Source organism: Acidiphilium multivorum AIU301 (assembly GCF_000202835.1).
GTDB lineage: Bacteria > Pseudomonadota > Alphaproteobacteria > Acetobacterales > Acetobacteraceae > Acidiphilium > Acidiphilium multivorum.
This window is the reverse complement of record NC_015186.1, coordinates 1,715,041-1,738,588: the sequence shown is the minus strand read 5'-3', so window position 1 is coordinate 1,738,588 and position 23,548 is coordinate 1,715,041. Positions and strand designations below refer to the sequence as shown.

Sequence of the window (23,548 nt, the reverse complement as noted above, 5' to 3'; positions counted from 1 at the left end):
GGCTCAATGCCCTTCGGCCGTTGGCGGCGCAAGTGGAGGCCGTCCTCTTCGCTGGCGATAGGCATCGGGGGTCTTTGGCGGTATTGTGGCGATCGTTCACACAGCGCGTGAGGTGTTCATGTCCGACTCAGCGGGCGCGATAGATTTCGAGATGATTCAGGTTCGGGAGCGAACCGTCGCTTGTGACGGGGGAGGCGGCCCGTTGGGGCATCCGCGCGTCTATCTGAAGATTGAGGATCGCGAAGTCACCTGTCCTTATTGCTCCCGCCACTATGTCCTGACTGGAAATGTAACGCCGGGCGAGGGGCATTGACCAGGCGGCTGGTTCTTGTCGATGGCTCCGGGTTCATTTTCCGGGCCTTCCATGCCTTGCCGCCGATGACGCGGGACGATGGCACGCCCGTCAACGCGGTCTTCGGGTTCTGCAACATGCTGGCCCGGTTGCTCAAGGAGCATACAGGCACGCATCTCGCGGTGATTTTCGATGCCGGACGCACGACGTTCCGGAACGAGATCGATCCGCGGTACAAGGCGCACCGCCCTGAACCTCCCGAGGAACTGGTGCCGCAATTCGCCCTTGTGCGCGAGGCGACCCGCGCCTTTGCCGTGCCGGCTATCGAGTTGGACGGGGTCGAGGCGGATGACCTGATCGCCAGCTACGCCGAGGAGATGAAGAAGGCCGGGGGCGAGGCCGTGATCATCTCATCCGACAAGGATCTGATGCAGTTGCTTGATGCCCATGTGTCGATGCTGGACCCGATCAAGTCCACGCCGATCGGGCCTGACGAGGTCGTCGCGAAGTATGGCGTCACCCCGGAGCAGATGGTCGATGCCCAGGCGCTGATGGGGGACTCGGTTGACAACGTTCCCGGTGTACCGGGAATCGGCCCCAAGGGAGCGGCTCAGTTGATCGCCGAGTTCGGCGATCTCGAATCCATTCTCGCGGCAGCCGCTTCGGGAACGATGAAGCCGTCGAAACGACGCGAATCACTGGTGGCGTATGCCGAAGAGGCGCGGATTTCCCGCCGGCTGGTCGAATTGCGACGGGACGTTCCCTTGCCGGTTCCGATCGACGAGCTGGCGATCGCACCGCTGCACGACGGCATGCTGAACGACTTCCTGGATGCTCAGGGCTTCAAAAGCATCAAGGCCCGACTCGGGCTTGATGGCGTGGCGAAGCGGAACGGCGAGCGTCTTGCCGAAGCCGCCGGTGCGGCCGATGCGCCGGCGCCGGCCGCACCCGCGGCTGATGCGCCGTTCGGCCCCTATGTCACGATCGACAGTGAGGCTGAACTCGACCGCTGGATTGCCGAGATCAGGCATGCCGGCCGTTTTGCGATCGACACCGAGACGACCGGTCTCAATCCTCGGCATGCGAAACTGGTCGGCATCTCGGTCGCGACCGCGCCCGGCCGGGCGGCCTACATTCCGCTCGGGCACGAGGATGGCCCGCAACTGCCACGCCCGCTCGCGCTCGAGCGGCTGGCGCCGGTTCTGGCCGATCCGTCGATCCTGAAAATTTTCCACAACGCGAAATTCGATCTGCACGTTCTCGAGCGTGCCGGCCTCGCGGATGCGACGCCGGTGGATGACACGATGCTGATGTCCTACACGCTCGGCGCCGGCCGGCATGGGCATGGGATGGACGAGTTATCGGCGTTGCATCTCGATCATCGGCCCATTTCCTACGATGAGGTGACAGGAACCGGCCGTAGCCGGGTTTCCTTCGCGGCCGTGCCGATCGATCGTGCTACCGCCTATGCCGCTGAGGATGCCGATGTCACGCTGCGCCTCTGGCTGCTGTTGCGGCCACGGCTGCGTACGGAGGCGGCGCTCGCGCTCTATGAAACGATGGAGCGCCGCTTGCTATCCGTGCTGCTCGGCATGGAACGTGCCGGCATCATGGTCGATCGCGCCGATCTCGAGTCGATGTCCGCCGAGTTTGCCCGGCGGATGGACGATATCCAGCGGGAGATCGAGAAACTCGCCGGCCGCGCCTTCAATCCCGGCAGCCCGAAGCAGCTCGGGGAAATCCTGTTCGACGAGATGGGGCTGCCCGGCGGCAAAAGGACCAAGACGGGCGCCTGGGGAACCGACGCAACCGTCCTCGAGGAACTGGCCGCATCCGGTCATGATCTGCCGGTCCGCGTGCTGGAATGGCGGCAGTTGCAGAAGCTGAAATCCACATACGCCGACGCCCTGGTCGGCGAGATCGATATCGCGGATCAGCGGGTCCATACCAGTTTCTCCCAGGCGATCACGACGACGGGACGGCTTTCGTCAAACGAGCCGAACCTGCAGAACATCCCGATACGGACCAGCGAGGGCGCGCGGATACGCCGAGCCTTCATCGCCGCGCCCGGCAAGGCGCTGATTTCCGCCGACTATTCGCAGATCGAACTGCGGCTGCTGGCGCATGTTGCCGATATTCCGGCGCTGAAGGAGAGTTTTGCCAAAGGCGAGGACATCCATGCCCGCACGGCCGCCGAGGTGTTCGGCCTGCCGATGGAGGGGATGGATCCGATGGTCCGGCGCCGCGCGAAGGCCATCAATTTCGGCATCATCTACGGCATTTCCGCCTTTGGTCTAGCCCGCCAGCTCGGGATCGAGAATAGCGAGGCCAAGCGCTTCATTGATGCCTATTTCGCGCGCTATCCGGAAATCCGGCGCTACATGAACGAGACGGCGGAATTCGCGCGCACGCATGGCTATGTTCTCACGCCCTTCGGTAGGCGCTGCTATGTTCCTGGAATCACAGAGAAAAATCCGGCGCGGCGAGGTTACGCGGAACGCCAGGCGATCAATGCGCCGTTGCAGGGAGGGGCGGCCGACATCATCAAGCGTGCGATGGTGCGCCTTCCCGCGGCGATCCGAGATGCGGGACTGGATGCCGTGATGCTGTTGCAGGTGCATGACGAACTGGTCTTCGAGGCGCCAAAGGATCAGGCAGAGGCGACGGCGAAGCTCGCATGCGCGGTGATGCAGGGGGCGGCATCGCTTTCGGTGCCGCTGCTGGTGGAGACCGGGATCGGCGCGAACTGGTCGGACGCGCACTGAGCAAGATGCAGGCGACCTTACTCCGGCCGGTTGAACCGTTGCCTCGTGACGCCGTGATGCAGCCGCGCCAGGGCGTCTCCCAGCGGTCCATCGGGCAGTCCGGCCGGTGGCGCGCTGGCCTTGTGTCGTGGTCGAAGCGGTCGAGTTGTCGCGGGGATGATCATGTCGGTGAAGCGCAGCCGTTGGACGGGCGCGCCGCCGAGGGCAAGATTGATCTTCCCGATCAGGGTCGGGGCGAGATGCTGAAGCGCCAGCGCGTCTGGCCCCGCGCAGCCGATCGTCAGCGTACCTGCGGCGAATTTGACGGGGTGGCTGCAAGACGAAATTTCCGGTCCGGCAATATCGCCCCAGTCGGCGATCAGCGTGCCGAGCACCGAGCCTCGCCGCCGAAGGGCCGGCCGCAGCACGGGGGCAAGCAGGGCTGCGATGCCGCGCGGCGCGTTGTGCCGCGGCGCTTCCGGTGCCGGCATCCTGGGTCTCGCCGGCGTTTTTCGTGAGTCCGTCCCTGCCATCCGCCGAAAATCTGCTCCGCTGGTATCATGTCCACCGGCGCATCCTGCCTTGGCGCGCCGGCCCGGGTTCCCTGCCCGATCCCTATCATGTCTGGCTGAGCGAAATCATGCTGCAGCAGACAGTCGTGGCGACTGTCATACCTTATTTCCATCGCTTCATCGAGCGTTTCCCCACGATCAGCGACCTCGCGGTCGCAGCTGATGATGAGATTCTGGGCCTGTGGGCGGGGCTTGGCTATTACGCGCGGGCACGCAACCTGATCCGCTGCGCGAGGGCCGTCGCCGAGGCGGGTGGGTTTCCCGTCACGCTCGACGGGCTACGTGCGCTGCCCGGCATCGGCCCTTATACGGCTGCGGCGATCGGCGCGATCGCCTTCGATATTCCGGTGGTTCCGGTGGACGGCAATGTCGAGCGGGTTACCGCCAGGATGTTCGCGATCGAGGAGGCGTTGCCCGCGGCGAAGGACGCGATTGCGGTCGCCGCTGCCCGCCTTGGCGCGCAGGCGGCAGCGCAATCCAGACCAGGTGACTTTGCGCAGGCATTGTTCGATCTCGGAGCCACCGTCTGCACGCCGCGCAGTCCGTCGTGTATGGTCTGCCCGTGGCGCGACGGATGCGCGGCACATGCCCGGGGGCTGTCCGCCGACCTGCCGCGCAAGGCGAAGCGCGCGGCGCGGCCCGTGCGGCGCGGCACCGTGTTCGTGATGCAGGATCGATCCGGCATGATTGGCCTGCGCCGGCGGCCACCACGCGGATTGCTCGGAGGGATGCTGGAGGTGCCGGGCACGGATTGGGAGGCGACAGCTCCGCCCCCGGTGCCGCCATGCGCTGCGCATTGGCTTGATGCCGGCACGATCGTTCACGTTTTCACCCATTTCGAGTTGCGCCTCACCGTGAAGGTGGGCCGCGTCGCGGCGCTACCCGGCGGGATCGTCGCCGCGCCGCCCGATACGCCTCTGCCGACCGTGATGCGCAAGGCGCTGGAGGCCGGGCTTGCTGTTCTCGATGAGCGGTCGCCGAAATAAAAAGCTGCCCCGGACATGAAGTCCGGGGCGAGTTGACAGGACGGGTGCCGGCCCGATGCCGGCACCGCGGGGGAACTCGAAGGGATCAGCGATCCGGTGCGCTGACGGCCCAGCTGTGATGGTGCACCAGCCCGTCGTCGTGATCGTGGCCATGGTCGATAGCCGGCGTTTCGTCACGGAACTGTTCGGTTTCGGTGCTGCCGGCCATTGCCGTGGTCGAGGCCTGGCCTGCGGAGATCGCGACGGCAACGGCGTCGAAGTAGGAGGTGCCGACCTCCCGCTGATGGCGCGTCGCCGTGTAGCCGTCCTTCTCGGCGGCAAACTCCGCCTGCTGTAGCTCCGAATAGGCGCTCATGCCGCGGGCGGCGTAGCCCTTGGCGAGCTGGAACATCGAGTAGTTCAGTGAATGGAAGCCGGCCAGGGTGACGAACTGGAACTTGTAGCCCATGGCGCCGATCTCGCGCTGGAAGCTCTCGATCTTTTCCGGCGAAAGCTTCTTGCGCCAGTTGAAGCTCGGCGAGCAGTTGTAGGCCAGCATCTTGCCGGGGAACTGCTTATGGATGGCTTCGGCGAACTGCCGGGCCTCCTCGAGATTGGGTTCGGAGGTTTCCCACCAGAGCAGGTCGGCATATGGCGCGTAGGCGAGTGAGCGGGCGATCGCGTATTCCACGCCGATTCCCGGCTTGATCCGGTAGAAGCCCTCCGGCGTGCGTTCGCCGGTCAGGAACGGGCGGTCGCGCTCGTCGATATCAGCGGTCAGAAGCTGGGCCGCGTGGCTGTCGGTGCGGCAGAGCAGCACGGTGGGGACGCCCTCGACGTCGGCGGCCAGACGGGCCGCGTTCAAGGTGCGGATATGCTGGGCGATGGGCACCAGCACCTTGCCGCCCAGATGGCCGCACTTCTTCTCGGAGGCGAGCTGGTCCTCGAAGTGAACGCCAGCCGCCCCGGCCTCGATCATGGCCTTCATCAATTCATAGGCGTTCAATGCACCGCCGAACCCGGCCTCTGCATCCGCAATGATCGGCGCCATCCAGTATTGCGACGAATCGCCTTCCATGCGGGCGATCTGGTCGGCGCGACGTAGCGCGCTGTTGATGCGGCGGACCACCATCGGCACCGAGTTCACCGGATAGAGCGACTGGTCGGGATACATTTCTCCCGACAGGTTCGCGTCGGCGGCGACCTGCCAGCCGGAGAGATAGATTGCCTTCAGCCCTGCCTTTACCTGCTGCATGGCCTGATTGCCGGTGAGCGCGCCGAGCGTGTTCACATAGGGTTCGGTCTTCAGCAGATGCCAGAGGCGGTTGGCGCCCATCTCGGCGAGCGTGTGGCGTACCCTGAACGATCCCGCGAGCTTCTCGACATCGGCCGGCGTATAATCGCGCTTGATTCCGGCAAATCGGCCGGGGGCGACGGAGAGCCCACCCGGAATGCCTTCCGGGGAATGGGCCGGGTTGGGGAAATTTGACATGACACTCTCCTTTGCCGTGGCGGCGAATTCACAGACGCTCAAGTCGCGCTGATGAGTGAATTATTTACGCTGCAACCGCGAATGTCATTGCCAAAAATGGCATTAAATGATGAAATGCGTCGCTGAATTGACCGTAAAATTTTACAATATGTAAAATCTGAAAAATCCACCTGCTCGACGAGGCTGCTCGCATGTCCAAGCCGTTAATCGGTCGTATCGTTCGCCGCCTGCGTCAGGAACACGGCCTGACGCAGCAGAAACTGGCGAGCCGGCTGGGCATCTCGACCTCGTATCTCAATCTGATCGAGCATGATCAGCGGGGCGTGACGGCTGCGCTGCTGATCAAGCTGACCGAGACGCTTAAGGTGGATCTTGCTGCGCTTTCCGGCTCCGACGAGCGGCAGGTGGAACAGGCGTTGCGGGAAGCGTTCGCCGACCCGCTGATCGGGACGGAGTCGGTGCCCGATTCCGAAGCGCAGATGATCGCCGCATCCGCCCCCGCGGCAGCCCAGGCGATGCTTGGTCTGTATCGCGCGTTCCAGGCGGTCAGGGAGGAGACCGGCGGGATCACGCTCCCGTCCGGCCGCAAGATCCTGTTGCCGAACGAGGAAGTGCGGGATGTCTTTCATGAGCATGCCAACCACTTTCCCGAGCTTGAGGAGGCCGCAGAGGCGCTCGGGGCGGAACTGCCGGCAGCGACGCTGGGGATGAATCACGCCTTGGCGGAGCGGCTGCGCCACAAGCATGGGCTTGTCGTTTCCGTGGCGCCCCTGCCGGGGGCACTGCGCGTGTTCGATCCCGCGCGGCGGCATCTTGTCCTGTCCGAGACCCTCCCGCGGGAGAGCCGCGGATTTCAGATGGCCTTCCAGCTTGGCCTGTTCGAGGCCCGTGATCTGATCGAACAGGTGGTCCGACGGGCGACCCTCACCACACGCGATGCGGGGGAGTTGCTGCGGATCGGACTGATTAATTATTTCGCCGGCGCCGTCCTGATGCCCTATGTGCCGTTCTTGGCTGCAGCCCAGGAATTGCGGCACGATGTTGAACATTTGGCGATGCGCTTCGGTGTCTCATTCGAGCAGGCCTGCCACCGCCTCTCCACGCTCCAGCGCCAGGGGGCGCGCGGCGTGCCGTTCTTTTTTCTGCGCGTTGACCCTGCGGGGAATGTCTCGAAGCGATTTTCCGCCGCAGGGTTTCCGTTCGCACGTTTTGGCGGCAACTGCCCGCGCTGGATCGTGCACTCGGCGTTTGCGACTCCCGGGACAGTCCGGGTGCAGGTGGCGCAACTGCCGGAGGGCGCAACATATCTATGTTTCGCGCGCACGATCATTGCCTCGCCCGCGCATTGGGGCGAACCGCCGGCCACGCGCGTTGTGGCGATGGGGTGCGACATCGGCCGTGCCGGCGAGGTCGTTTATGCTGACGGGCTCGATCTGGACCGCGCGGCGGTAGGGATTGGCCTGTCCTGCAGGCTTTGCGACCGGCCCGATTGCCGCTCCCGCGCCTTCCCGCCGCTGGCCCATCGCCTCGCGCTTGATGTTTCGACGACCAGTGCCAGCCCCTACCGGTTCAAGCCAGCAAGTGGAGGCGGTAGCCAATAGCGACCGGACCGGTTTCCGTTTTGCCCGTGCCGCTGCCGGCACCATCCGTGACCAAACGCTCAGCGGAGAAAAAAAGGACCGCCGCCGCCCGGGAAGAGATACCGGCTTGCGAAAGTGGTTGCCTCTGCAGCAATCGGGACAGGCGGGAAATGTGCAAGGATTGAAAGGGTGCGCGGCGGAGGGAGGGTAAATTCCGCGCCTTTCGCGGCGGCAAGGGCTGCTGGCCGATTGCCATGACGCAAGGCGAGGCTGATCGTCACCATTGAATTGATGACGGTCTGCGATAGTGTGCCCGGCCTGATGCCGAGTATCGCCCGCACCGCGCGACGCGCCCGCAGCATCTGGAGCTTGGCAAGACTATTCATTGAGACCCAGCGGCCGCCGGTGGCAAATTGTCCGGCCATGGCGTCGAGCGAGGCGACGGCAAGCGCCATTTCGGCCGGTCGTCCCTGCATGGCTTTGGGGTGGGTGAATGACCAGCGCGCTTCGTTGGTTGCCGCGATCGCCGGATCTTCGCCAATGACCCGACCGTCGAAGGCATTTGCCGGGAGATAGCCGGTGGATGGAGGAGGCGTTTCGAGTGCGCAGCCGGAAAGGCCAAGACTGACCAGACCGATGAATAGACTGGAGCGGATCGCCTGGTGCATGGCATGTCTCCAATGCCGTGCCGATAAGATCAGACCGGCTTGAGCCCGTTGCGGAAGCGCGCCGCAAGTTCGACGTAATGCGGTGCCGTCAGATCATATTGGGCACGTTCCTCATTCGTCATCACCCTGACCAGCCGGGCAGGTGATCCCATCCAGAGTTCGTTGCGGCCGATGCGCTTGCCTGGCGTCAGCAGGGAATGCGCAGCCAGCATTCCCCCTTCCTCGATGACCGCTCCGTCGAGCACGACGGCACCCATGGCGACGAACGCGCGATTCTCCAGCGTGCATGCATGAATAATTGCGGCGTGACCGATGGTGACATCGGCGCCAATGCGTGCCGCGAACCGTTCGCCGGCGTTCACGTGGATAACCGTGCCGTCCTGGACGTTGGTTCGTGGACCGATCTGGATCACGTTATTATCAGCACGTAACGTGCAATTGAACCAGACATTGGCTCCCGCCGCGACCTGAACGGCGCCAATCAATACCGCGCCGGGTGCGACCCACGCATCCGGATCGATTTCCGGGCGGACGCCGTCCAGTTCGAACAGGGCAGGTGAGGTGTGGTGCATCCCGCGATCCTCCGTGTCAGCCGTCGGCCGGTGGCACCCAGGGAATTTGAGCGAACTCGATTCCTTCTTCGGCAAGCGCTTCCGATTCGGCCTCGGTGGCTTCGCCGTAAATGCCGCGCGAGGGGGCATCGCCGTTATGGATGCGCCGCGCTTCGGCCGCGAATTCTTGGCCGACATAGTCGCAATGCGTCTCGACCTCGCGCCGCAGCCCCGCCAGCAATGCCCGCAATTCGTCGGGCATGCGTCCGGCGACCGCGGCGGTTCTCGGCTTCCTGGCCGGAGGTTGTTGGCGCGGCTCTTCCGGATTGCCCTTGCCGATTCGAGGAGCCATCAAAGCGCGTGCCACGTCCGTGCCACCGCAGCGCGGGCAATTGAGAAGGCGGCGCTTCACCTGGCGTTCGAAGCTTGCACTATTGGCAAACCAGCCATCGAATTCATGAGTGCAGGCGCAGCGGAGTTGATAATGGATCATGCTGCAAGGAGTGGATCAAGCCGGCCGGTCCGTTCGAGTTCGAGCAACTCGTCGCAGCCGCCGATCGATTGGCCGTCGATGAAGATCTGCGGTACGGTCGTGCTGCCACCAGATCTTTCAATGGCCTCGCGGCGGGCTGCGGAGCCTCGGGGCGCATCAATTTCTGTGAACGGCACGCCCTTCTCGCGCATGAGGCGAACGGCGCGGCTGCAGTACGGGCAGAAAGCCTGGGTGTAAATTTCGACTGTCGGCATATGATCTCTCCAGCCCTTCACATACGCGAGCCGAAATTTATCGCAAGACTGTTGCGTAATTGTTAAATGTCTTCGGCCTCCGCGACACGTGCAATGGCCAAAACATCAACAGCAGCGGCCCCTGCGGCGTAGAGCGCATCAGCGCAGGCGGATGCCGTGGCGCCGGTTGTCAGGACATCGTCGACGAGCAGGATTGTGCGCCCTGCAATATGCGCTTCGCGGCCCTCGCGGATGCCGATTGCCCCTTTAAGGGCCAATTCTCGCCCTGTCTGGTCCAGTTCTGAAAGAGGCCGGGTTGCCCTCAGGCGGACGAGGGCATCGATCATGACGTTCTTGCCGGAAATGCGCCCCAGCGCACGGGCGAGCAGCCCGGCCTGGTTATACCCGCGATGAGCAAGGCGCGAGCGGTGTAGCGGCACGGGCACCAGGAGATCCGCGCGCGCCAGTAACTCCTTGCCAGGGCGGAGCAGCAGCCGTGCGAGGCCGATAGCGAGTTCCGGCCGATCGGCATACTTGAAAGGCAGGATCAGCCGCTTGGCGGCGGCATTGTATTGCAGTGCGGCGCGGGCGCTGCGGAATGTGGGGGGCGCCCAGTCACAACTCGTGCAGAGCGGGGCAGGCTCGGCAAGCGGAAGGCCGCATTGGCCGCAAACCGGGTCAGTGATGAAACTGGTCTCGACGAAACACGAGACGCAGAGCAGCCCGTCGGCCGGCACCTCCTCGCTGCAGGCCAGGCACTGGGGCGGGAGCAGGAGATCAAGCGCAGCACGGGCCAGCGACTTCAGCATGACAGGGGCTTTTCGCCAGCCGGCAGACGCGGCACAAGCACGCCGATGAGCCAGATGGAGATCTTCGATCGCAGGGCAGTCGCCGCCCATCGGACCCGGGCAGCACCACGGCTGGCCAAGGTTCGGCCAGTGCTCGACGAGCTCGCGTTTCGCGTGCTCGACCGGCTTGACGATACCGGACGGCGATTCCGTCTCGCGCTCGACATCGGCGGGCGGGGTGCGGTTGCACCGCTGTTGAACGCCCGCGGTATCGAGGTCGTCACCTGCGATATATCGCCCGCTCTCGCGCACGGAACGGCCAGCGTTGCAGGAGACCCCGAATTTCTGCCGTTCGGTCCCGCGCGGTTCGATCTCATCGTCGCCCATATGTCGCTGCACTGGGTGAACGACTTGCCCGGGGCCCTCATCCAGTTGCGCCAGGCGCTGACGCCAGAAGGGCTCTTCATCGGTAGCCTGCCGCTTCTCGGAACCTTGTCGGAACTGCGTTCCGCCCTCATCGAAGCGGAAGAGGTCCTGACCGGAGGAGCGGCGCCGCGTGTCTCGCCATTCCCCACGCTTGCGGACTGCGCCGGCCTGATGCAGCGCGCGGGATTTGCGCTGCCGATCGCCGAACGGGAGGAGGTTGACCTCGAATACGCGGAGCCGTTCGCCCTGCTGCGCGATCTTCGCGATGCGGGAGAGACCAACGCGCTTTCGGCCAGGTCGCGCCGGATTCCCCCGCGGGCTCTGTTTCCAATGGCGCTCGCCACGATTGCCGGATCTGCGGGGCGCCTGCGTATCAACCTTCCCATCGCCGTTCTCAGTGGCTGGGGATCATAGCAGACCCAGCCGCTTGAGGCTGACCCACTTGCCATTACCGACGATCACGTGATCGTGCAGGACGATCGAAAGTGTTGATGCAGCCTGCTTGATCTCGCGCGTCATCGCCACGTCTTCCGGCGACGGGGTCGGGTCACCGCTGGGATGGTTATGGACCAGGATGATCGCGGTTGCATGGTGTTCGAGAGCGCGCCTGATCAACTCGCGCGGATATAGCGGGGTGTGGTTCACGGTTCCCACGGACTGGACCTCGTCGGCGATCAGCCGATTGCGCTGGTCGAGAAACAGCGCCCGCGCCTGCTCGACCCGTTCACGGGCCAGCACCGCCGTGAGGTATTCTATGAGCCTGTCCCAGTGGCTCAGCACGGGACGATAAGCGATTTCCGCCTTCGCGAGCCGGAGTGCAGCCGCCTGAACGATCTTCAAAGCGGCGGCGCCGGCCTCGCCCAGCCCTTCGACGCCCCGCAACTCGCCGATTGGCGCCGCAATGGCGCCCGCATAGGAGCCGAAGCGCCGGACGAGCGCGCGTGCGATCGGCTTGGTGTCGCGCCGGGGAACGGCAAGAAACAACACCATCTCGAGGATTTCATGGTCGGCAAGCGCTTCAGGCCCAGCCTTGAGCAGGCGTGCACGCAAGCGCGCGCGATGCCCGGTTGCGCCATGGACATCGGAACCGTGCGGCTCATCGTCCGGCGATTGACCTTCCAGAAGAAGATCCGCCTGAATATTACTATCTTGGAGTGCGTTCCGGCCGCTCGTCACAGCCGGAGCTTGTCATAGCTGGCTGCGCTTGCAAAGTGCGCCGATCAGATCACTTCGCCGGCTGCCAGGGTAAAAACCTCGCAACCGGACTCCGTAATTCCGACCATGTGCTCGAATTGGGCCGACAGGCTGCGATCCCGCGTCACCGCTGTCCAGCCGTCGTCGAGCACCTTCACCTCCGGCCTTCCCGCGTTCACCATCGGTTCGATGGTGAAGAACATGCCAGGGCGTAGTTCGGGCCCATCTCCCTTGCGGCCGAAATGCAGCACGTTGGGCGCTTCGTGGAAGCGGCGGCCGATGCCATGGCCGCAGAAATCCCGCACGACGGAGAAACGCTGCGCCTCGACATAGGTTTGGATGGCGTGGCCGATATCACCGAAATGCGCACCCGGCCTGGCGGCGTGAATTCCTTCCAGCAGCGACTGATAGGTAACATCGATCAGTCGGCGAGCTTTCGTCGACGCTGTGCCCGCTATGTACATCCGGCTGGAATCGCCGTGCCAGCCATCGAGAATTACCGTGATGTCAATGTTCAGAATGTCGCCATCCATCAGCACGCGATCGCCTGGAATGCCATGGCAGACAACGTGGTTGATCGAGATGCAGGTCGATTTCGGGAACCCACGATAGTTGAGCGGCGCCGGAATTGCGCCGCGGGCGACGATATAGTCGTGGCAGATCCGGTCGATCTCTCCGGTCGAGATGCCTGGGCGGACATGCGCGCCGACCATGTCGAGCACCTCGGCCGCCAGTGCGCCCGCAGCTCGCATCGGCACGAAGTCTTCCGGCTTATGGATCGTAATCTGCCGCTGTTCGGCGCCGCCGTCCATCAGCCGCACTCCGCCAGTTTGACCGCTTCATGATTCATCTTCGCTACATGACCTCCGCGCGCCGGGATGGCAAGATGGCCAGTCGCACTGCCAATGCAAGCCCGGCCAGCAACAGTAGCGCGATCATCGTCACCACGCCGCTCCAGCCCCACGAACTCCAGGCGAATCCGCCGAGCGAGCCCACAAGGCTCGACCCGAGATAATAGAGAAACAGGTAAAGTGCCGCAGCCTGTGCCCGCGCGCCGCGCGCGGCGGCCCCGACCCAGGCGCTTGCCGTCGTGTGGCTCGCGAAGAAGCCGAGCGTGACCAGCGCGATACCTGCGATGACAAGCCATAGAGTCCCCGAAAGGGTCAGAAGGGCGCCGGCAAGTTCCAAAGCGATCGCGATCGGCAGCATCCGCGCCCTTCCGATCCTGCCGGTGAGGTGGCCGCTCCAGGCCGAACTGCCGACGCCCACGAGATAGACCGCGAAAATCATGCCGACCGCAGCCTGCGACAGGCTGAATGGCGGGGCGAGCAGGCGGAACGTGATGTAGTTATAGATGGTCACGAAGCCGCCCATGATCAGGAAGCCCTCGGCATAGAGCAGTCGCAATGCCGGATCGGCGAGGTGAGCGGCATAGCTTCGCGCGAGATGCCTGATTGAAAGTGTCCGGCGGGTGAAGTTGCGCGATGCCGGCAGGCTGGAGGTGAAGATGATTCCGGAGGCGAGGCCGATCGCGCCAATGCCCGCAATCGCGATCCGCCACCCGGCAAGATCGGCCAGCACTCCCGTAATCAGTCGACCGCTCATGCCGCCGAAGCCGCTGCCGCCGACATAGAGGCCCATGGCGAGACTCATCGATTTGGGATCAATTTCCTCCGCGAGATAGGCCATGGCCACCGCGGGCAGGCCCGAAAGCACAAGGCCGATCAATGCGCGGACCGCGAGAAAGGCGCCCCAATGCGGAATCGCCGCCGAAGCAATGGTCAGGAAGGCGGCGCCGATGACCGAGCCCGCCATCATGTTCTTGCGGCCCCATGCTTCCGAGACCGCGCTGGCCACGAGCAGGGAACCGGCGAGGGTGAAAGTGGTGAGCGACAGAGCGAGGCTTGCCGACACCGGGCGCACGCGGAAATCGCTCGCAAACACCGGCAGCAGCGGCTGCACGCAATACATCAGCGCAAAAGTCGCGAAGCCGGCAGCGAACATTGCAAGTGTCGTGCGGCGGAATTCCGCGGAGCCGCGCTTTATATGGAACGAGGTCGCGGTTGTCGGTGTCGGATCGTTCATCCACCCTCAATGAGGGCAGGGAGGTGAGGTTTTCCAGACACGCGTGCGCAGGGCTGCTTCCGCGCGCCGGTGGACCAACGCCTATTTCTGCACCCAGGGCAGACCATCATGCTTCCAGCCAGCCACATGGCCGCGATGGCCGCGCTGGTCGTGCGGGCCTTCGAATCCGTCCCTCACGTTGTAGACATGGGGAAAGCCATGCTCCTGCGCGATCCGTGCCGCAGCCATGCTGCGGCCGCCGCTACGGCAGATGAAATAGACGTGGTGATCCGCGTTTAGGCCCGCGCGCTTCATCTCGTCGAGAAAATGCGGATTGTGCTGCATGCTGGGGAAGACCTGCAACTCGATCGGGATGACCTGCTTTCCGGCCTGGGAGAGGTCGGGTAGCCCGACAAAGGTCCACTCGGCGCTGGTCCGCACATCGCAGAGCATGGCCTCGGGGTTGCTCATCAGCGCCTCCCACACCTGTTTCGGAGCCACATCGTCAACCATATCATCCTCCGGTTCATCGCCTTCCTGGCATCGAAGCATTGTTGTCCGACGCCAGGTTCTGATGCAAGACGGTTACACGGGAGAAAGAACAGCGTGACAGTGCAATCAGCGACCTCGATCGCCGGCGGATTCATCGGTGCGATCGGCCATACACCCTTGATCCGCCTGCGTCGTGCATCCGAGGCGACTGGCTGTGAAATCCTTGGCAAGGCCGAATTCATGAATCCGGGCGGCTCTGTGAAGGATCGTGCGGCGCTCGCGATTATCGAGGATGCCGAGGCGCGGGGCCTGCTCACGCCGGGCCGGTCAGGCACCATCGTCGAGGGAACGGCGGGCAACACCGGGATTGGCCTCACGCTGGTGGCCAATGCGCGCGGCTATCGCAGCATTATTGTGATGCCCGAGACGCAGAGCCAGGAAAAGAAGGATTTTCTCCGCATGATCGGCGCCGATCTGCGCCTCGTGCCGGCAAAACCCTATCGCGATCCCGGCAACTACGTTCACGTTTCCCGTCGTATTGCCGAGGAATGCGGCGGCTACTGGGCGAACCAGTTCGACAACCTTGCCAACCGGGAGGGGCATCGCCGCACGACCGGGCCGGAGATATGCGCGCAGACGGGCGGCAGGATCGATGCCTTCACCTGCGCTTGCGGAACCGGCGGCACGCTCGCCGGCGTCGCCTTGGCGTTGAAGGAGCGCAATCCGGCCACCCGCATCGTGCTTGCCGACCCCGAAGGCAGCGCCTTGCATTCGTGGATCAAGACCGGTGAGATAACGTCCTCCGGATCATCGATTTCCGAGGGAATCGGCCAGGGACGGGTTACGGCCAATCTGGAAGGCGCGCCAATTGATGATGCGGTGCGCATTCCCGATACCGAAATGCTCGGGCAGGTCTACGACCTGATGATCCACGAGGGCCTCTCGGTCGGTGGTTCCGCGGGAATCAATGTCGCAGCGGCCATTCGCGTCGCACGCGAAATGGGGCCGGGCCACACGATCGTGACGATCCTTTGCGATGGCGCGTCGCGTTACCAGTCGAAGCTGTTCAACCCGGAATTCCTGCGCGGCAAGGGGCTGCCGGTGCCGCCCTGGCTCGGGTAAGGGGGGAATCAGACGCGACGGTAGGTCAGGACCAGAACATCCCGGAAGGCGGGGCGCGCGGGGTCGATCGGGACTACCGGCGTCACGCCATGAAACACGCGCCGGTCATCCACAAGTGCCGAATCGCGAGGGCGGGTCAGCGTGAAGCTGCCGAGATCGTTTCCGGCAAGATCGTGGATCGTCGTCGTGCCTTGCTTGATGTTCTCTCGCCGCACCATCAGCACGAAGACAAAATCGACTCCATCACGATGCATGCCTTCCGGCGTTGGCAGGCCGGCGCCATCCGACGGCGCTTCGATCCGGAACTGATGGGCCTCGATATGCCAGGCAACGCTGCCGATCCGTTCCTCGAAAAGCGAGCGCGTAAAGCCGAGCAGGGCCTGGAAGGTGAGGCCTGCCGCGACATCGTCACCGATCGGTTCGAACCAGCGCTCCACGCCACCGTTCAGAGCGTTGTAATCACGCGTCTGATAGTGAGCCTGATGCGGCGCGCGACGTATCGTCTGGTTGGATATCGCGCTGAACACGCCGAAGCGCCGACGCCGATAACGCCCTCCATCGGCCATGTATTCATCAAGCGGCATATTGTCCCAGCTCGCCGCGAAGCCGTCCCACGCCGCGGAGGCGACCGCTTCGGCGGGTAGCATGCAGTCGAACGCTTCACCGGAAAGGAAGGCAAATCCGTCTCCGGCGAGTTTAAGGCCAAGCTCGTTGCGGGCAGCGATGGGGTCCATGCGTCAGAAATAACACTTTCTCCGTCCGGGGAAACCGTGCGCCGTGTGAAACTCAGCCATTCTCCGGCGTGGTCTCGTGCGGCGGGCGTGCCTCACCTGAAGTGCCGGAGCCAAACGCGGCGCGGAATTCTTCCGGATCGATGGTCAGCCGCTGATAGGGGAAGGGTATCTCGATGCCCTCGGTGTCGAACCGGATTTTGAGGCGGCGGTTGAATTCGCGGCGTACCGCATGCTGCTGTCCGGCCGGGGTGCGCATGCGGCCCACGATATCGAGCGAGGAGGCACCGAACTGGTCGAGGCCCCAAAGTTCGATATCGCCGAGAATATTCGGCGCCCATTCCGGGTCCGCGCGCATTTTCGTGAACTCATCCCGGATCACGGCGAAGACGCGGTCGATATCCTCCTTGTAGGCAACGCCGACCGTGATCGGCGCAAATGAAAACTCCCGTGAGAAATTTGATACCGTGCTCACCGCGCTGAACGGGATCACGTTCAGCGAACCGTCACCGGCGCGCAGCCGGATGGTGCGGATCGAGAGTTTCTCGACGCTGCCGGAAATTCCGGCGAGGGTCACCCAGTCTCCGACCTGCACGGCATCTTCCAGGAGCAGGAAAAGTCCGGTGATGATGTCCTGCACCAGCTTTTGCGAGCCGAAGCCGACGGCGAGCCCGAAGATCGACAGCCCGCCGAGCAGAAGCGTGATGTTGACGCCCACGGCGCCGAGCACCACCAGCGCGACCACAACCAGAATGGCTCCCATGAGGACCGATCGGAGCATCGGGAGAAGGGTGCGATAGCGGGCGGCGCGGCCGGGACGCCCCTGACGTATCAGACGCTCGGCGTGAGCTTCCAACGCGGCGTTTGCTGCCTCCCAGACGATGAGGGCGATGAGGATGGCTGCCGCAATGGTCACGACTGCCGAGGCGATCTGGCGCCCGAGCGTGGTTCCGGCGAACCAGGCAAACACGCTGACTCCCCAAAGCTGCAGCGTGACCAGAAGGCCGAGCGCGGCGATCACGCAGCCTGTCGAGAGTTTCAGGACCGGGAGATAGGTCCGCATCCGCGCGTGGAGGTCGGGATGCCGAGAACGTAGCGTGCCTCGCTCGTCGAACAGCGAATCGAGCCCCGACGCCAGGCTGGCCGCGACTCCGCGTCCGATAATGGCGACGAGGCCGAGGACCACGACGATCCGCAGCATGATGAAGAAGGCGTGCGGTACCCCGATCGCCCATGCGACCCATAGGGCGATCACGTAAAAGAGAGCGAGAATGTGCCAGGTATGCGCGAGTCCGATCCTGAGCGCGCCCGTGAAGCCGGCCGACGGCGTCTCCCCCCGGATGAAGGCCGCCACCGGCCTCCGCGCCTGCAGGATCATGACCGCAAGCATCAGATGCACCGCCAGCGAAACGATCTTGACCAGCACGCGGCTGGCTGCCGGATAGAGGCCGAACAGGCCGCCCGTCGCAATTGCCGCGTATCCGAAGGCTACTGTGCCAACAATGGCTCGCAGCCAGGCGGTGAGCCAGCGTGCCCGGTCATCGCCAAGGCCTGCCAGCCGAATTTCCGGCGCCCTTGGGTTGAGCAGGAGACGGGCGCATTCCATCGCAAACCGCGAAACGACATAGGCTTCCAGCGCGGCGCCGATCACAAGACGTGAGACCCTGTCATCCGCGATGCCGCCCGATACCAAAGCGACACCTGCCAGTGCGAAGGCAATGACCGGCACGAGTTCGAGGGCGAAATGGCCCAGGGCCCACGGGACGCGGCGCAACCAGCGTCGCAGCGGCTGGCGGCGGCGTGAGCGCTCGGTCTCTCCTGCCTCGGCCGCCGCAATTCCCTCGGCCCCGTCGGCCTCTTGCCCCGGTCCATCTGCGGCTCGCCGTCGCGCCGCGTTTCGCAACAGGCTCGTACGAGGTCGACGCAATGCCCTGCGGACCACCCATTCGGCGCAGAGAGCCGCCGCCAGTACGACGGCCAGCCGCCAGGTCGCCTGCAATACCGTGTGCCGCAGCCACGCATCCGTCGCGACGAACTCAATCCAATGCCAGATCAGGGAAATGTCGGTCGCGTCGCTGAGGGCTCGCCCGATCCCCTGAAGCGTCTGTTCCGCCCATTCCTCGATCGTCTGCGCGATGCCGAGGCCAATACCTGGCGCGCCTTGTTGCGTCGTGGCCGCTGTCGCCCCTCCTTTCATGGCTTCGAGCGTGGCGATAAGGGTGGCGCGCTGCTTCGCGTCGCGCAGCGTCGCGATCGCAGTGTCGATCTGTGTGGCGGTGAGGGGCGGAGCGGCCTTTACGGCGGGCGATGCCGCGGCTGCGGTGGCCTTGGAGGCGGGCGCAGCCGCGCTCGCGGCCGGGATGGTTCCCAAGAGCAATGCCAGGATCGGCAGGGCGAGCGACAGGGCGCGGAACATCTCTCCTCTGAAAGGGGCATCGCGTTTCATGTCAACCGCCACCCCCTATCGACGGCCGGAGTCAGTCATTATATGGCAAGGTATGCGTGATATTCTTCTGATCCTCCTCGGCGTCGACATGGTTGCGGTGGTGGCCGTTCTTCTGGCCGGCGCCGTTGGCATGACGCAGGGCGCCGATCCGCGACGGCAGAACCGGTTGATGCGCTGGCGTGTCGGCCTTCAGGCGGTCGCGGTGGCGCTTGTGGTCATCCTGCTCGTGACCGCCTGACCGGTATGACGCAGCCCCGCGCCGTTCTGTTTGACGTGTTCGGCACGCTGGTGGACTGGCGTGGCAGCGTGATCGCCGGTCTGACGGCGTTTGGCTCGTCCCGCAGCCGTTCCGCCGACTGGGCCGAGGTTGCCGATGCCTGGCGCCGGACCTATCGGCCCTCGATGGACCGGGTGCGGCGCGGCCTGATACCCTGGACTCTTCTGGATGACCTGCATCGCGATGCGGTCGTCGAACTGGCTCGCCGGCACGGGTTCGGGCCGCTCAGCGATGCCGATTGCGATCACCTGGTGAAGCTGTGGCACCGCCTGGCACCTTGGCCGGACGTGGTTTCAGGCCTCGCGCGGCTTCGGCAGGCGGTCATCATCGGCCCGCTCTCGAACGGGCATCTTGCGTTGCAGGTTTCGCTCGCACGGCGCAATGGCTTCCCGTGGGACGTCACGTTCGGTTCGGATATTTTTCGGCACTACAAGCCGGATGCCGAGGTCTATCTCGGCGCCTGCGACTATCTCGGTCTTGCCCCGCACGAGGTCATGCTCGCTGCGGCGCATAACGACGATCTTGCCGCCGCTGCGAGTTTCGGCCTGCGCACTGCCTTCATCAGCCGTCCGCTCGAATTCGGCGCCGCGACCGGAGACCGCGCCAATCCTTCCGGACCGTGGGATGTGGTCGTCGATTCGGTCGAGGCACTGGCCGCCGAATTCGGCGTCTGAGTCTCGATTAGCGCTCGTCGCGCAGGGCCCGGCGTAGCAGCCGGTTCATGCTGGCCTCGAGCGTGATGCGGCCGGCGAGCAGATCGGTTACCGCCTCTGTGACCGGCATTTCACAACCAGTTGCCCGGGCGCGGGCAAGAAGCGCCGGCGCTGTGGCGATACCCTCGATCACGCCAGCTTCCGTGTCGGGTCTCTTGCCCTGGCCAAAGGCAAGGCCGGCGCGATAGTTCCGGCTCGCGCTGCCGGTCGCGGTCAGGATGAGATCGCCGAGCCCGGCAAGGCCGGAGATCGTCTCCGCCGCCCCGCCCAGCGCTTCGGTCAGGCGCGCGATTTCGGCAAGGCCGCGGGTGATCAGCGCCGCGCGCGCGTTCTCGCCGAGGCCGGCGCCGATCACCGCACCGGCGGCAATGGCGATCACGTTTTTCGCCGCCCCGCCCAGTGCGGCACCGATTGGATCCGCGCTGCCGTAAACGCGCAGGCGCGGTGTTGCGAGGTGTTGCACGAGGTCGCGCCGTGCCCCGTCATCGGTCATGGCCAGAACGGCGGCGGCCGGCAGGCCGATGGCGATCTCGTGGGCGAAATTGGGACCGGTGAGCACCGCGCATGGCCGCCGCGGCTCCATTTCCGCCGCGATTTCCGGTCCCAATGCGCCGCTTTCGCGTTCCACTCCCTTGGCACAGAGCACAAGCGTACCATTGCCTTGCGGCAGGCGACCGAGGGTCTCGCGCAGATGCTGGAACGGTACGGCGAGCAGCGTGACCGGCGCTTCGGGCGGACGCGCCGTCACGGCGAGGGAGTCAGGCAGGCGAAGCCCGGGCAGACGCGGCGTCGAGCGCGTGGTTGCCAGTGCCGCGGCTTTTGTAGAATCGCGGGCGATAAGCGCGACCCGCCGCCCCTGCGCCGCATAAAGAGAGGCGAGCGCGGTGCCCCAGGCCCCGGCGCCGATCACGGCGAATTCGGGATGTGCCGTCATACCCCATTCTCCCGGGCCAGCCGCGTGATTGCAACGCTGGCATCCGCCTCGCCCAGCACCGCACGAAGTGCTTCCAGCACCGGGGCCGCCGCGGCTTCGAAACCATAAGGCGGATTGATCACCAGCAGGCCGCATCCGTTCAGCCGCGCCGGGTCGAGTGCCGGGCGGAGCAGCATCTCGCAGACGATAATGTCGGGAATGCCTCTGGCCGTCATATCGGCAGCGAAATCGCGAACCGGCGTCCGGTGCTTCACAGGATACCAGGCGGCAAAAATCCCCGAGGGGAATTTCCGCCGCCCGGCATCCAGCGATGTCGCCAACGCGGCGAACTCGTCGGGCCGTTCGAACGGTGGGTCGATCAGCACAAGGGCGCGGCGCTCGGGCGGCGGCAACAACGCGGTCACGGCCTCGTAGCCGTCGCGGGCATGAACCTGCACCATCGGATCGCCGCGGAACCGGCGCTTCAGCACCGCCGCATCTTCGGGGTGAAGTTCGCAGAGCGCAAGGCGGTCGCCAGGCCGAAGCAGCGCGCGCGCGATGGCCGGCGATCCAGGATAGGCAAGGCCAGGCGGGATCAGCCCGAGATAATCTGCAAGAGCGGTGGGTGCGACCGTGCGGAGCTTGCCGATACCGCCTTCCCATTCGCGGGTGCGGCCCGCTTCCGGGCCGGCGAGATCGTAGATGCCGATTCCCGCATGGGTATCGAGCACGAACAGCGGCTTCTCCTTGCGTGTCAACGCGCGCAGCAGCACAACCAGCAGCGCGTGCTTCATGCAATCGACGGCATTGCCGGCGTGGTAGGCGTGGCGATAATTCATCTTGGATCGGCAGATAATCGCCTGCGGCGGGACGCGCCAGAGCCCGGCATTTGACGGGCGGCTTTTCCGGCCTATCTCTGGGACGTAAGGAGTGATTGATGACGTTGATTCGGCCACTGGCCCCGCCCGACGATCTGGCCGGCGTAACAGTACGGTCTGAATGCGACAGTGACGCCGCCTTCGCCCTGCCGTCCTGGAATCTCACCGATCTCTACCGTGGCACCGAGGATCCCGCGATCGCGACCGATATCGCAAGGCTCGGCGCCGATGCGCGCGCCTTTGCCGCCGCTTTTCGCGGACGGGTTGCCGGGTTGGACGGCTCTGGGCTCGCCGAGGCGATTGCCCGATACGAGGCGATCGAACAGGGGCTTGGGCGTTTGCACGCCTTCGCCCAGCTGAATTTCAGCGCCGACGCGACCGTTCCGACTGCGGGGCAGTTCTACCAGTCGATATCCGAACGGGCGACGGAAATCGGAGCGGACGTCGTTTTCTTCACGCTGGAGATCAACCAGATTGACGACGCCGCCTTCGAGGCGGCGCTCGCCGATCCTGCGCTGGCGCGCTTTGCGCCGTGGCTGGGCGACCTGCGCGCCCTGCGCCCGCATCAGCTTTCCGATGAGATCGAGCGGCTCCTGCACGAAAAGGAGGTGACAGGCCATGCCGCCTGGTCCCGCCTGTTCGACGAGACCATCGCTGCGCTACGGGTCCCGGTTGCAGGCGAGGAACTGACGCTCTCCGCGGCTCTCAACCGGCTTTCCGACCCGGATCGCGTGCAGCGCGAGGCAGCCGGCCATGCGATCGGTACGACCCTGCAGCGCAATGCACGGCTGTTCACCCAGATTCTGAACACGATCGCGAAGGACAAGGCGATCGAAGATGGCTGGCGGCGCTACGCGTCGCCCGAAGCAGCGCGCCACCTCGCCAACCGGGTGGAGCCCGCCGTGGTCGAGGCGCTAGTCTCTGCGGTGACCGATGCGTATCCCCGGCTTGCCCACCGGTATTACACGTTGAAGGCCGGTTGGCTTGGTCTTGACCGTCTGCAGCACTGGGACCGGAACGCGCCGCTGCCCGGCGAGTCCGACCGGCGGATCGGCTGGCCGGAGGCGAGGGAGCGGGTACTCGCCGCCTATGGTGCCTTCAGCCCGGAGATGCGCGTGATCGCTGCCCGGTTCTTCGATGGCGGCTGGATCGATGCCGTGCCGCGCCCGGGCAAGTCCGGCGGCGCCTTCGCCCATCCCGCTGTTCCGGACGTGCATCCCTACATCCTCCTGAACTACCACGGGCGCGCGCGCGATGTGATGACGCTGGCCCACGAGCTGGGGCACGGCGTGCATCAGGTTCTCGCCGCACGCCAAGGATATCTGATGGCCGCAACGCCGCTGACCCTGGCGGAGACCGCCAGCGTGTTCGGCGAGATGCTCACTTTCCGTGCCCTGCTCGACGCCGAAAGCGACCCGCAGCGTCGCCGGCTGATGCTGGCGCAGAAGGTGGAGGACATGCTGAACACGGTGGTGCGGCAGATCGCCTTTCACCAGTTCGAGCAGCGCCTGCACGCGGCGCGGCGGCGGGGCGAGTTGTTGCCTGACGAGATCAGCGCCATCTGGATTGGCGTGCAGCGGGAAAGTCTGGGCCCGGCGTTCGAATTTTCCGACGACTACCGCATGTTCTGGGCCTATGTGCCGCATTTCGTGCATTCGCCATTCTACGTCTATGCCTATGCCTTCGGTGATTGCCTGGTGAATGCGCTCTACGGCGTATATCGCGACCAGGCGGCGCGTGGCGCAGGGGCGGATTTCGTTGCGCGCTACCTCGATATGCTGGCCGCCGGCGGCACGAGGCGGCATCGCGAATTGCTGGCTCCGTTTGGCCTCGATGCGTCCGATCCGGCGTTCTGGCGCAGGGGGCTCGATGTGATTGCCGGCTTTATCGACGAACTGGAAAACTGAGGAAAAT

The 23,548-nt window shown here is 64.8% G+C and carries 24 protein-coding genes; 9 read left to right on the top strand and 15 right to left on the bottom strand.

From position 1 onward, the window contains the following. Nucleotides 1–118 precede the first annotated feature (118 nt). Together ACMV_RS19765 and polA are read left to right on the top strand one after the other, a co-directional pair. Nucleotides 119–313 carry a zinc-finger domain-containing protein gene (locus tag ACMV_RS19765; protein ID WP_373856281.1) on the top strand — a complete coding sequence of 65 codons (195 nt, stop codon included), beginning with the start codon at nucleotides 119–121 and terminating at the stop codon, nucleotides 311–313. Next, a complete protein-coding gene (polA, locus tag ACMV_RS07685) occupies nucleotides 310–3,057 on the top strand; it encodes a DNA polymerase I (RefSeq protein ID WP_041664709.1) in 2,748 nt (915 codons plus the stop codon). The genes ACMV_RS19765 and polA overlap by 4 nt, the downstream gene beginning before the upstream one ends. Nucleotides 3,058–3,074: 17 nt before the next feature. Here polA and ACMV_RS07680 read toward each other — a convergent pair whose 3' ends face one another. Then, nucleotides 3,075–3,527 carry a DUF721 domain-containing protein gene (locus ACMV_RS07680; RefSeq protein ID WP_013640050.1) on the bottom strand — a complete coding sequence of 151 codons (453 nt, stop codon included), beginning with the start codon at nucleotides 3,525–3,527 and terminating at the stop codon, nucleotides 3,075–3,077. Between ACMV_RS07680 and ACMV_RS07675 the strand changes: the two genes are divergently transcribed. Beyond that, a complete protein-coding gene (locus ACMV_RS07675; protein WP_013640049.1) occupies nucleotides 3,518–4,594 on the top strand; it encodes an A/G-specific adenine glycosylase in 1,077 nt (358 codons plus the stop codon). The two genes, ACMV_RS07680 and ACMV_RS07675, sit on opposite strands and share 10 nt — an antisense overlap. Before the next feature lie 85 nt (nucleotides 4,595–4,679). Here the strand turns inward: ACMV_RS07675 and aceA are convergent, their stop codons facing one another. Continuing rightward, nucleotides 4,680–6,065, bottom strand: coding sequence for an isocitrate lyase (gene aceA / locus ACMV_RS07670; protein ID WP_011942291.1), 1,386 nt, complete (start codon nucleotides 6,063–6,065; stop codon nucleotides 4,680–4,682). 191 nt (nucleotides 6,066–6,256) lie between these two features. On the opposite strand from aceA, the gene ACMV_RS07665 reads away from it, so the two are divergent. Beyond that, a complete protein-coding gene (locus ACMV_RS07665) occupies nucleotides 6,257–7,666 on the top strand; it encodes a helix-turn-helix domain-containing protein (protein WP_007421843.1) in 1,410 nt (469 codons plus the stop codon). Between the two features lie 59 nt (nucleotides 7,667–7,725). On the opposite strand, the gene ACMV_RS07660 is transcribed toward ACMV_RS07665, so the two are convergent. From ACMV_RS07660 to ACMV_RS07640, 5 genes are all read right to left on the bottom strand, one after another. Beyond that, on the bottom strand, nucleotides 7,726–8,313 hold the full coding sequence (locus ACMV_RS07660; RefSeq protein WP_013640048.1) for a hypothetical protein: 588 nt from the start codon (nucleotides 8,311–8,313) through the stop codon (nucleotides 7,726–7,728). A 29-nt stretch (nucleotides 8,314–8,342) separates the two neighbouring features. Then, the gene (locus ACMV_RS07655; protein WP_013640047.1) at nucleotides 8,343–8,885 is read right to left on the bottom strand and encodes a gamma carbonic anhydrase family protein; all 543 of its coding nucleotides are present in this window, start codon (nucleotides 8,883–8,885) and stop codon (nucleotides 8,343–8,345) included. A 16-nt stretch (nucleotides 8,886–8,901) separates the two neighbouring features. Next, complete coding sequence (locus tag ACMV_RS07650; RefSeq protein ID WP_007421846.1) at nucleotides 8,902–9,357, bottom strand: DUF1178 family protein; 456 nt, start codon at nucleotides 9,355–9,357, stop codon at nucleotides 8,902–8,904. After that, a complete protein-coding gene (gene grxC / locus ACMV_RS07645; protein WP_011942287.1) occupies nucleotides 9,354–9,611 on the bottom strand; it encodes a glutaredoxin 3 in 258 nt (85 codons plus the stop codon). The genes ACMV_RS07650 and grxC overlap by 4 nt, the downstream gene beginning before the upstream one ends. Nucleotides 9,612–9,673: 62 nt before the next feature. Further along, entirely contained in the window at nucleotides 9,674–10,399 is a 726-nt protein-coding gene (locus tag ACMV_RS07640) for a ComF family protein (RefSeq protein ID WP_013640045.1), read from the bottom strand. Between the two features lie 54 nt (nucleotides 10,400–10,453). On the opposite strand from ACMV_RS07640, the gene ACMV_RS07635 reads away from it, so the two are divergent. Further along, nucleotides 10,454–11,218, top strand: a complete 765-nt coding sequence (locus ACMV_RS07635; RefSeq protein ID WP_373856280.1) for a methyltransferase domain-containing protein — start codon at nucleotides 10,454–10,456, stop codon at nucleotides 11,216–11,218. On the opposite strand, the gene radC is transcribed toward ACMV_RS07635, so the two are convergent. The 4 genes from radC to ACMV_RS07615 all read right to left on the bottom strand — a co-directional run bounded on the left by radC (nucleotide 11,213) and on the right by ACMV_RS07615 (nucleotide 14,575). Next, entirely contained in the window at nucleotides 11,213–11,980 is a 768-nt protein-coding gene (gene radC, locus ACMV_RS07630) for a RadC family protein (protein WP_013640043.1), read from the bottom strand. The two genes, ACMV_RS07635 and radC, sit on opposite strands and share 6 nt — an antisense overlap. Before the next feature lie 44 nt (nucleotides 11,981–12,024). Beyond that, nucleotides 12,025–12,810 (bottom strand): type I methionyl aminopeptidase, encoded by a 786-nt coding sequence (gene map, locus ACMV_RS07625; RefSeq protein ID WP_041664703.1) that lies wholly within the window; start codon nucleotides 12,808–12,810, stop codon nucleotides 12,025–12,027. 43 nt (nucleotides 12,811–12,853) lie between these two features. After that, nucleotides 12,854–14,083 carry an MFS transporter gene (locus tag ACMV_RS07620; protein WP_013640041.1) on the bottom strand — a complete coding sequence of 410 codons (1,230 nt, stop codon included), beginning with the start codon at nucleotides 14,081–14,083 and terminating at the stop codon, nucleotides 12,854–12,856. 81 nt (nucleotides 14,084–14,164) lie between these two features. After that, nucleotides 14,165–14,575 carry a rhodanese-like domain-containing protein gene (locus ACMV_RS07615; RefSeq protein ID WP_011942282.1) on the bottom strand — a complete coding sequence of 137 codons (411 nt, stop codon included), beginning with the start codon at nucleotides 14,573–14,575 and terminating at the stop codon, nucleotides 14,165–14,167. A 93-nt stretch (nucleotides 14,576–14,668) separates the two neighbouring features. On the opposite strand from ACMV_RS07615, the gene ACMV_RS07610 reads away from it, so the two are divergent. After that, nucleotides 14,669–15,676: a cysteine synthase A gene (locus ACMV_RS07610; protein WP_013640040.1), complete on the top strand. Its 1,008-nt coding sequence runs from the start codon at nucleotides 14,669–14,671 to the stop codon at nucleotides 15,674–15,676. Nucleotides 15,677–15,684: 8 nt separating this feature from the next. On the opposite strand, the gene ACMV_RS07605 is transcribed toward ACMV_RS07610, so the two are convergent. Both ACMV_RS07605 and ACMV_RS07600 read right to left on the bottom strand, forming a co-directional pair. Beyond that, complete coding sequence (locus tag ACMV_RS07605; protein ID WP_013640039.1) at nucleotides 15,685–16,410, bottom strand: 2OG-Fe dioxygenase family protein; 726 nt, start codon at nucleotides 16,408–16,410, stop codon at nucleotides 15,685–15,687. 52 nt (nucleotides 16,411–16,462) lie between these two features. After that, the gene (locus ACMV_RS07600; RefSeq protein WP_013640038.1) at nucleotides 16,463–18,853 is read right to left on the bottom strand and encodes a mechanosensitive ion channel domain-containing protein; all 2,391 of its coding nucleotides are present in this window, start codon (nucleotides 18,851–18,853) and stop codon (nucleotides 16,463–16,465) included. Between ACMV_RS07600 and ACMV_RS07595 the strand changes: the two genes are divergently transcribed. Both ACMV_RS07595 and ACMV_RS07590 read left to right on the top strand, forming a co-directional pair. Further along, the gene (locus tag ACMV_RS07595; RefSeq protein ID WP_231295398.1) at nucleotides 18,852–19,091 is read left to right on the top strand and encodes a twin transmembrane helix small protein; all 240 of its coding nucleotides are present in this window, start codon (nucleotides 18,852–18,854) and stop codon (nucleotides 19,089–19,091) included. The two genes, ACMV_RS07600 and ACMV_RS07595, sit on opposite strands and share 2 nt — an antisense overlap. Before the next feature lie 5 nt (nucleotides 19,092–19,096). Then, nucleotides 19,097–19,804 (top strand): haloacid dehalogenase type II, encoded by a 708-nt coding sequence (locus ACMV_RS07590; RefSeq protein WP_007421857.1) that lies wholly within the window; start codon nucleotides 19,097–19,099, stop codon nucleotides 19,802–19,804. A 7-nt stretch (nucleotides 19,805–19,811) separates the two neighbouring features. Here ACMV_RS07590 and ACMV_RS07585 read toward each other — a convergent pair whose 3' ends face one another. Continuing rightward, nucleotides 19,812–20,777 carry an NAD(P)H-dependent glycerol-3-phosphate dehydrogenase gene (locus tag ACMV_RS07585; RefSeq protein WP_013640037.1) on the bottom strand — a complete coding sequence of 322 codons (966 nt, stop codon included), beginning with the start codon at nucleotides 20,775–20,777 and terminating at the stop codon, nucleotides 19,812–19,814. Continuing rightward, nucleotides 20,774–21,595 carry a 23S rRNA (adenine(2030)-N(6))-methyltransferase RlmJ gene (locus ACMV_RS07580; RefSeq protein WP_007421858.1) on the bottom strand — a complete coding sequence of 274 codons (822 nt, stop codon included), beginning with the start codon at nucleotides 21,593–21,595 and terminating at the stop codon, nucleotides 20,774–20,776. The genes ACMV_RS07585 and ACMV_RS07580 overlap by 4 nt, the downstream gene beginning before the upstream one ends. 98 nt (nucleotides 21,596–21,693) lie before the next feature. Here ACMV_RS07580 and ACMV_RS07575 point away from each other — a divergent pair, with 98 nt between their 5' ends. Continuing rightward, nucleotides 21,694–23,541: a M3 family oligoendopeptidase gene (locus ACMV_RS07575; RefSeq protein WP_013640036.1), complete on the top strand. Its 1,848-nt coding sequence runs from the start codon at nucleotides 21,694–21,696 to the stop codon at nucleotides 23,539–23,541. The last annotated feature ends 7 nt before the right edge of the window (nucleotides 23,542–23,548 follow it).

Bases quoted from the DNA above. Each gene is read 5' to 3' on its own strand.
- aceA (WP_011942291.1), bottom strand. From the start codon at position 6,065: ATGTCAAATTTCCCCAACCCGGCCCATTCCCCGGAAGGCATTCCGGGT.
- ACMV_RS07655 (WP_013640047.1), bottom strand. From the start codon at position 8,885: ATGCACCACACCTCACCTGCCCTGTTCGAACTGGACGGCGTCCGCCCG.
- ACMV_RS07605 (WP_013640039.1), bottom strand. From the start codon at position 16,410: ATGGACCCCATCGCTGCCCGCAACGAGCTTGGCCTTAAACTCGCCGGA.
- ACMV_RS07615 (WP_011942282.1), bottom strand. From the start codon at position 14,575: ATGGTTGACGATGTGGCTCCGAAACAGGTGTGGGAGGCGCTGATGAGC.
- ACMV_RS19765 (WP_373856281.1), top strand. From the start codon at position 119: ATGTCCGACTCAGCGGGCGCGATAGATTTCGAGATGATTCAGGTTCGG.
- ACMV_RS07575 (WP_013640036.1), top strand. From the start codon at position 21,694: ATGACGTTGATTCGGCCACTGGCCCCGCCCGACGATCTGGCCGGCGTA.
- ACMV_RS07585 (WP_013640037.1), bottom strand. From the start codon at position 20,777: ATGACGGCACATCCCGAATTCGCCGTGATCGGCGCCGGGGCCTGGGGC.
- ACMV_RS07680 (WP_013640050.1), bottom strand. From the start codon at position 3,527: ATGCCGGCACCGGAAGCGCCGCGGCACAACGCGCCGCGCGGCATCGCA.
- ACMV_RS07580 (WP_007421858.1), bottom strand. From the start codon at position 21,595: ATGAATTATCGCCACGCCTACCACGCCGGCAATGCCGTCGATTGCATG.
- ACMV_RS07665 (WP_007421843.1), top strand. From the start codon at position 6,257: ATGTCCAAGCCGTTAATCGGTCGTATCGTTCGCCGCCTGCGTCAGGAA.
- ACMV_RS07635 (WP_373856280.1), top strand. From the start codon at position 10,454: ATGGAGATCTTCGATCGCAGGGCAGTCGCCGCCCATCGGACCCGGGCA.
- ACMV_RS07600 (WP_013640038.1), bottom strand. From the start codon at position 18,853: ATGAAACGCGATGCCCCTTTCAGAGGAGAGATGTTCCGCGCCCTGTCG.
- ACMV_RS07640 (WP_013640045.1), bottom strand. From the start codon at position 10,399: ATGCTGAAGTCGCTGGCCCGTGCTGCGCTTGATCTCCTGCTCCCGCCC.
- ACMV_RS07660 (WP_013640048.1), bottom strand. From the start codon at position 8,313: ATGCACCAGGCGATCCGCTCCAGTCTATTCATCGGTCTGGTCAGTCTT.
- ACMV_RS07590 (WP_007421857.1), top strand. From the start codon at position 19,097: ATGACGCAGCCCCGCGCCGTTCTGTTTGACGTGTTCGGCACGCTGGTG.
- ACMV_RS07620 (WP_013640041.1), bottom strand. From the start codon at position 14,083: ATGAACGATCCGACACCGACAACCGCGACCTCGTTCCATATAAAGCGC.
- ACMV_RS07595 (WP_231295398.1), top strand. From the start codon at position 18,852: ATGTCAACCGCCACCCCCTATCGACGGCCGGAGTCAGTCATTATATGG.
- map (WP_041664703.1), bottom strand. From the start codon at position 12,810: ATGGACGGCGGCGCCGAACAGCGGCAGATTACGATCCATAAGCCGGAA.
- ACMV_RS07650 (WP_007421846.1), bottom strand. From the start codon at position 9,357: ATGATCCATTATCAACTCCGCTGCGCCTGCACTCATGAATTCGATGGC.
- grxC (WP_011942287.1), bottom strand. From the start codon at position 9,611: ATGCCGACAGTCGAAATTTACACCCAGGCTTTCTGCCCGTACTGCAGC.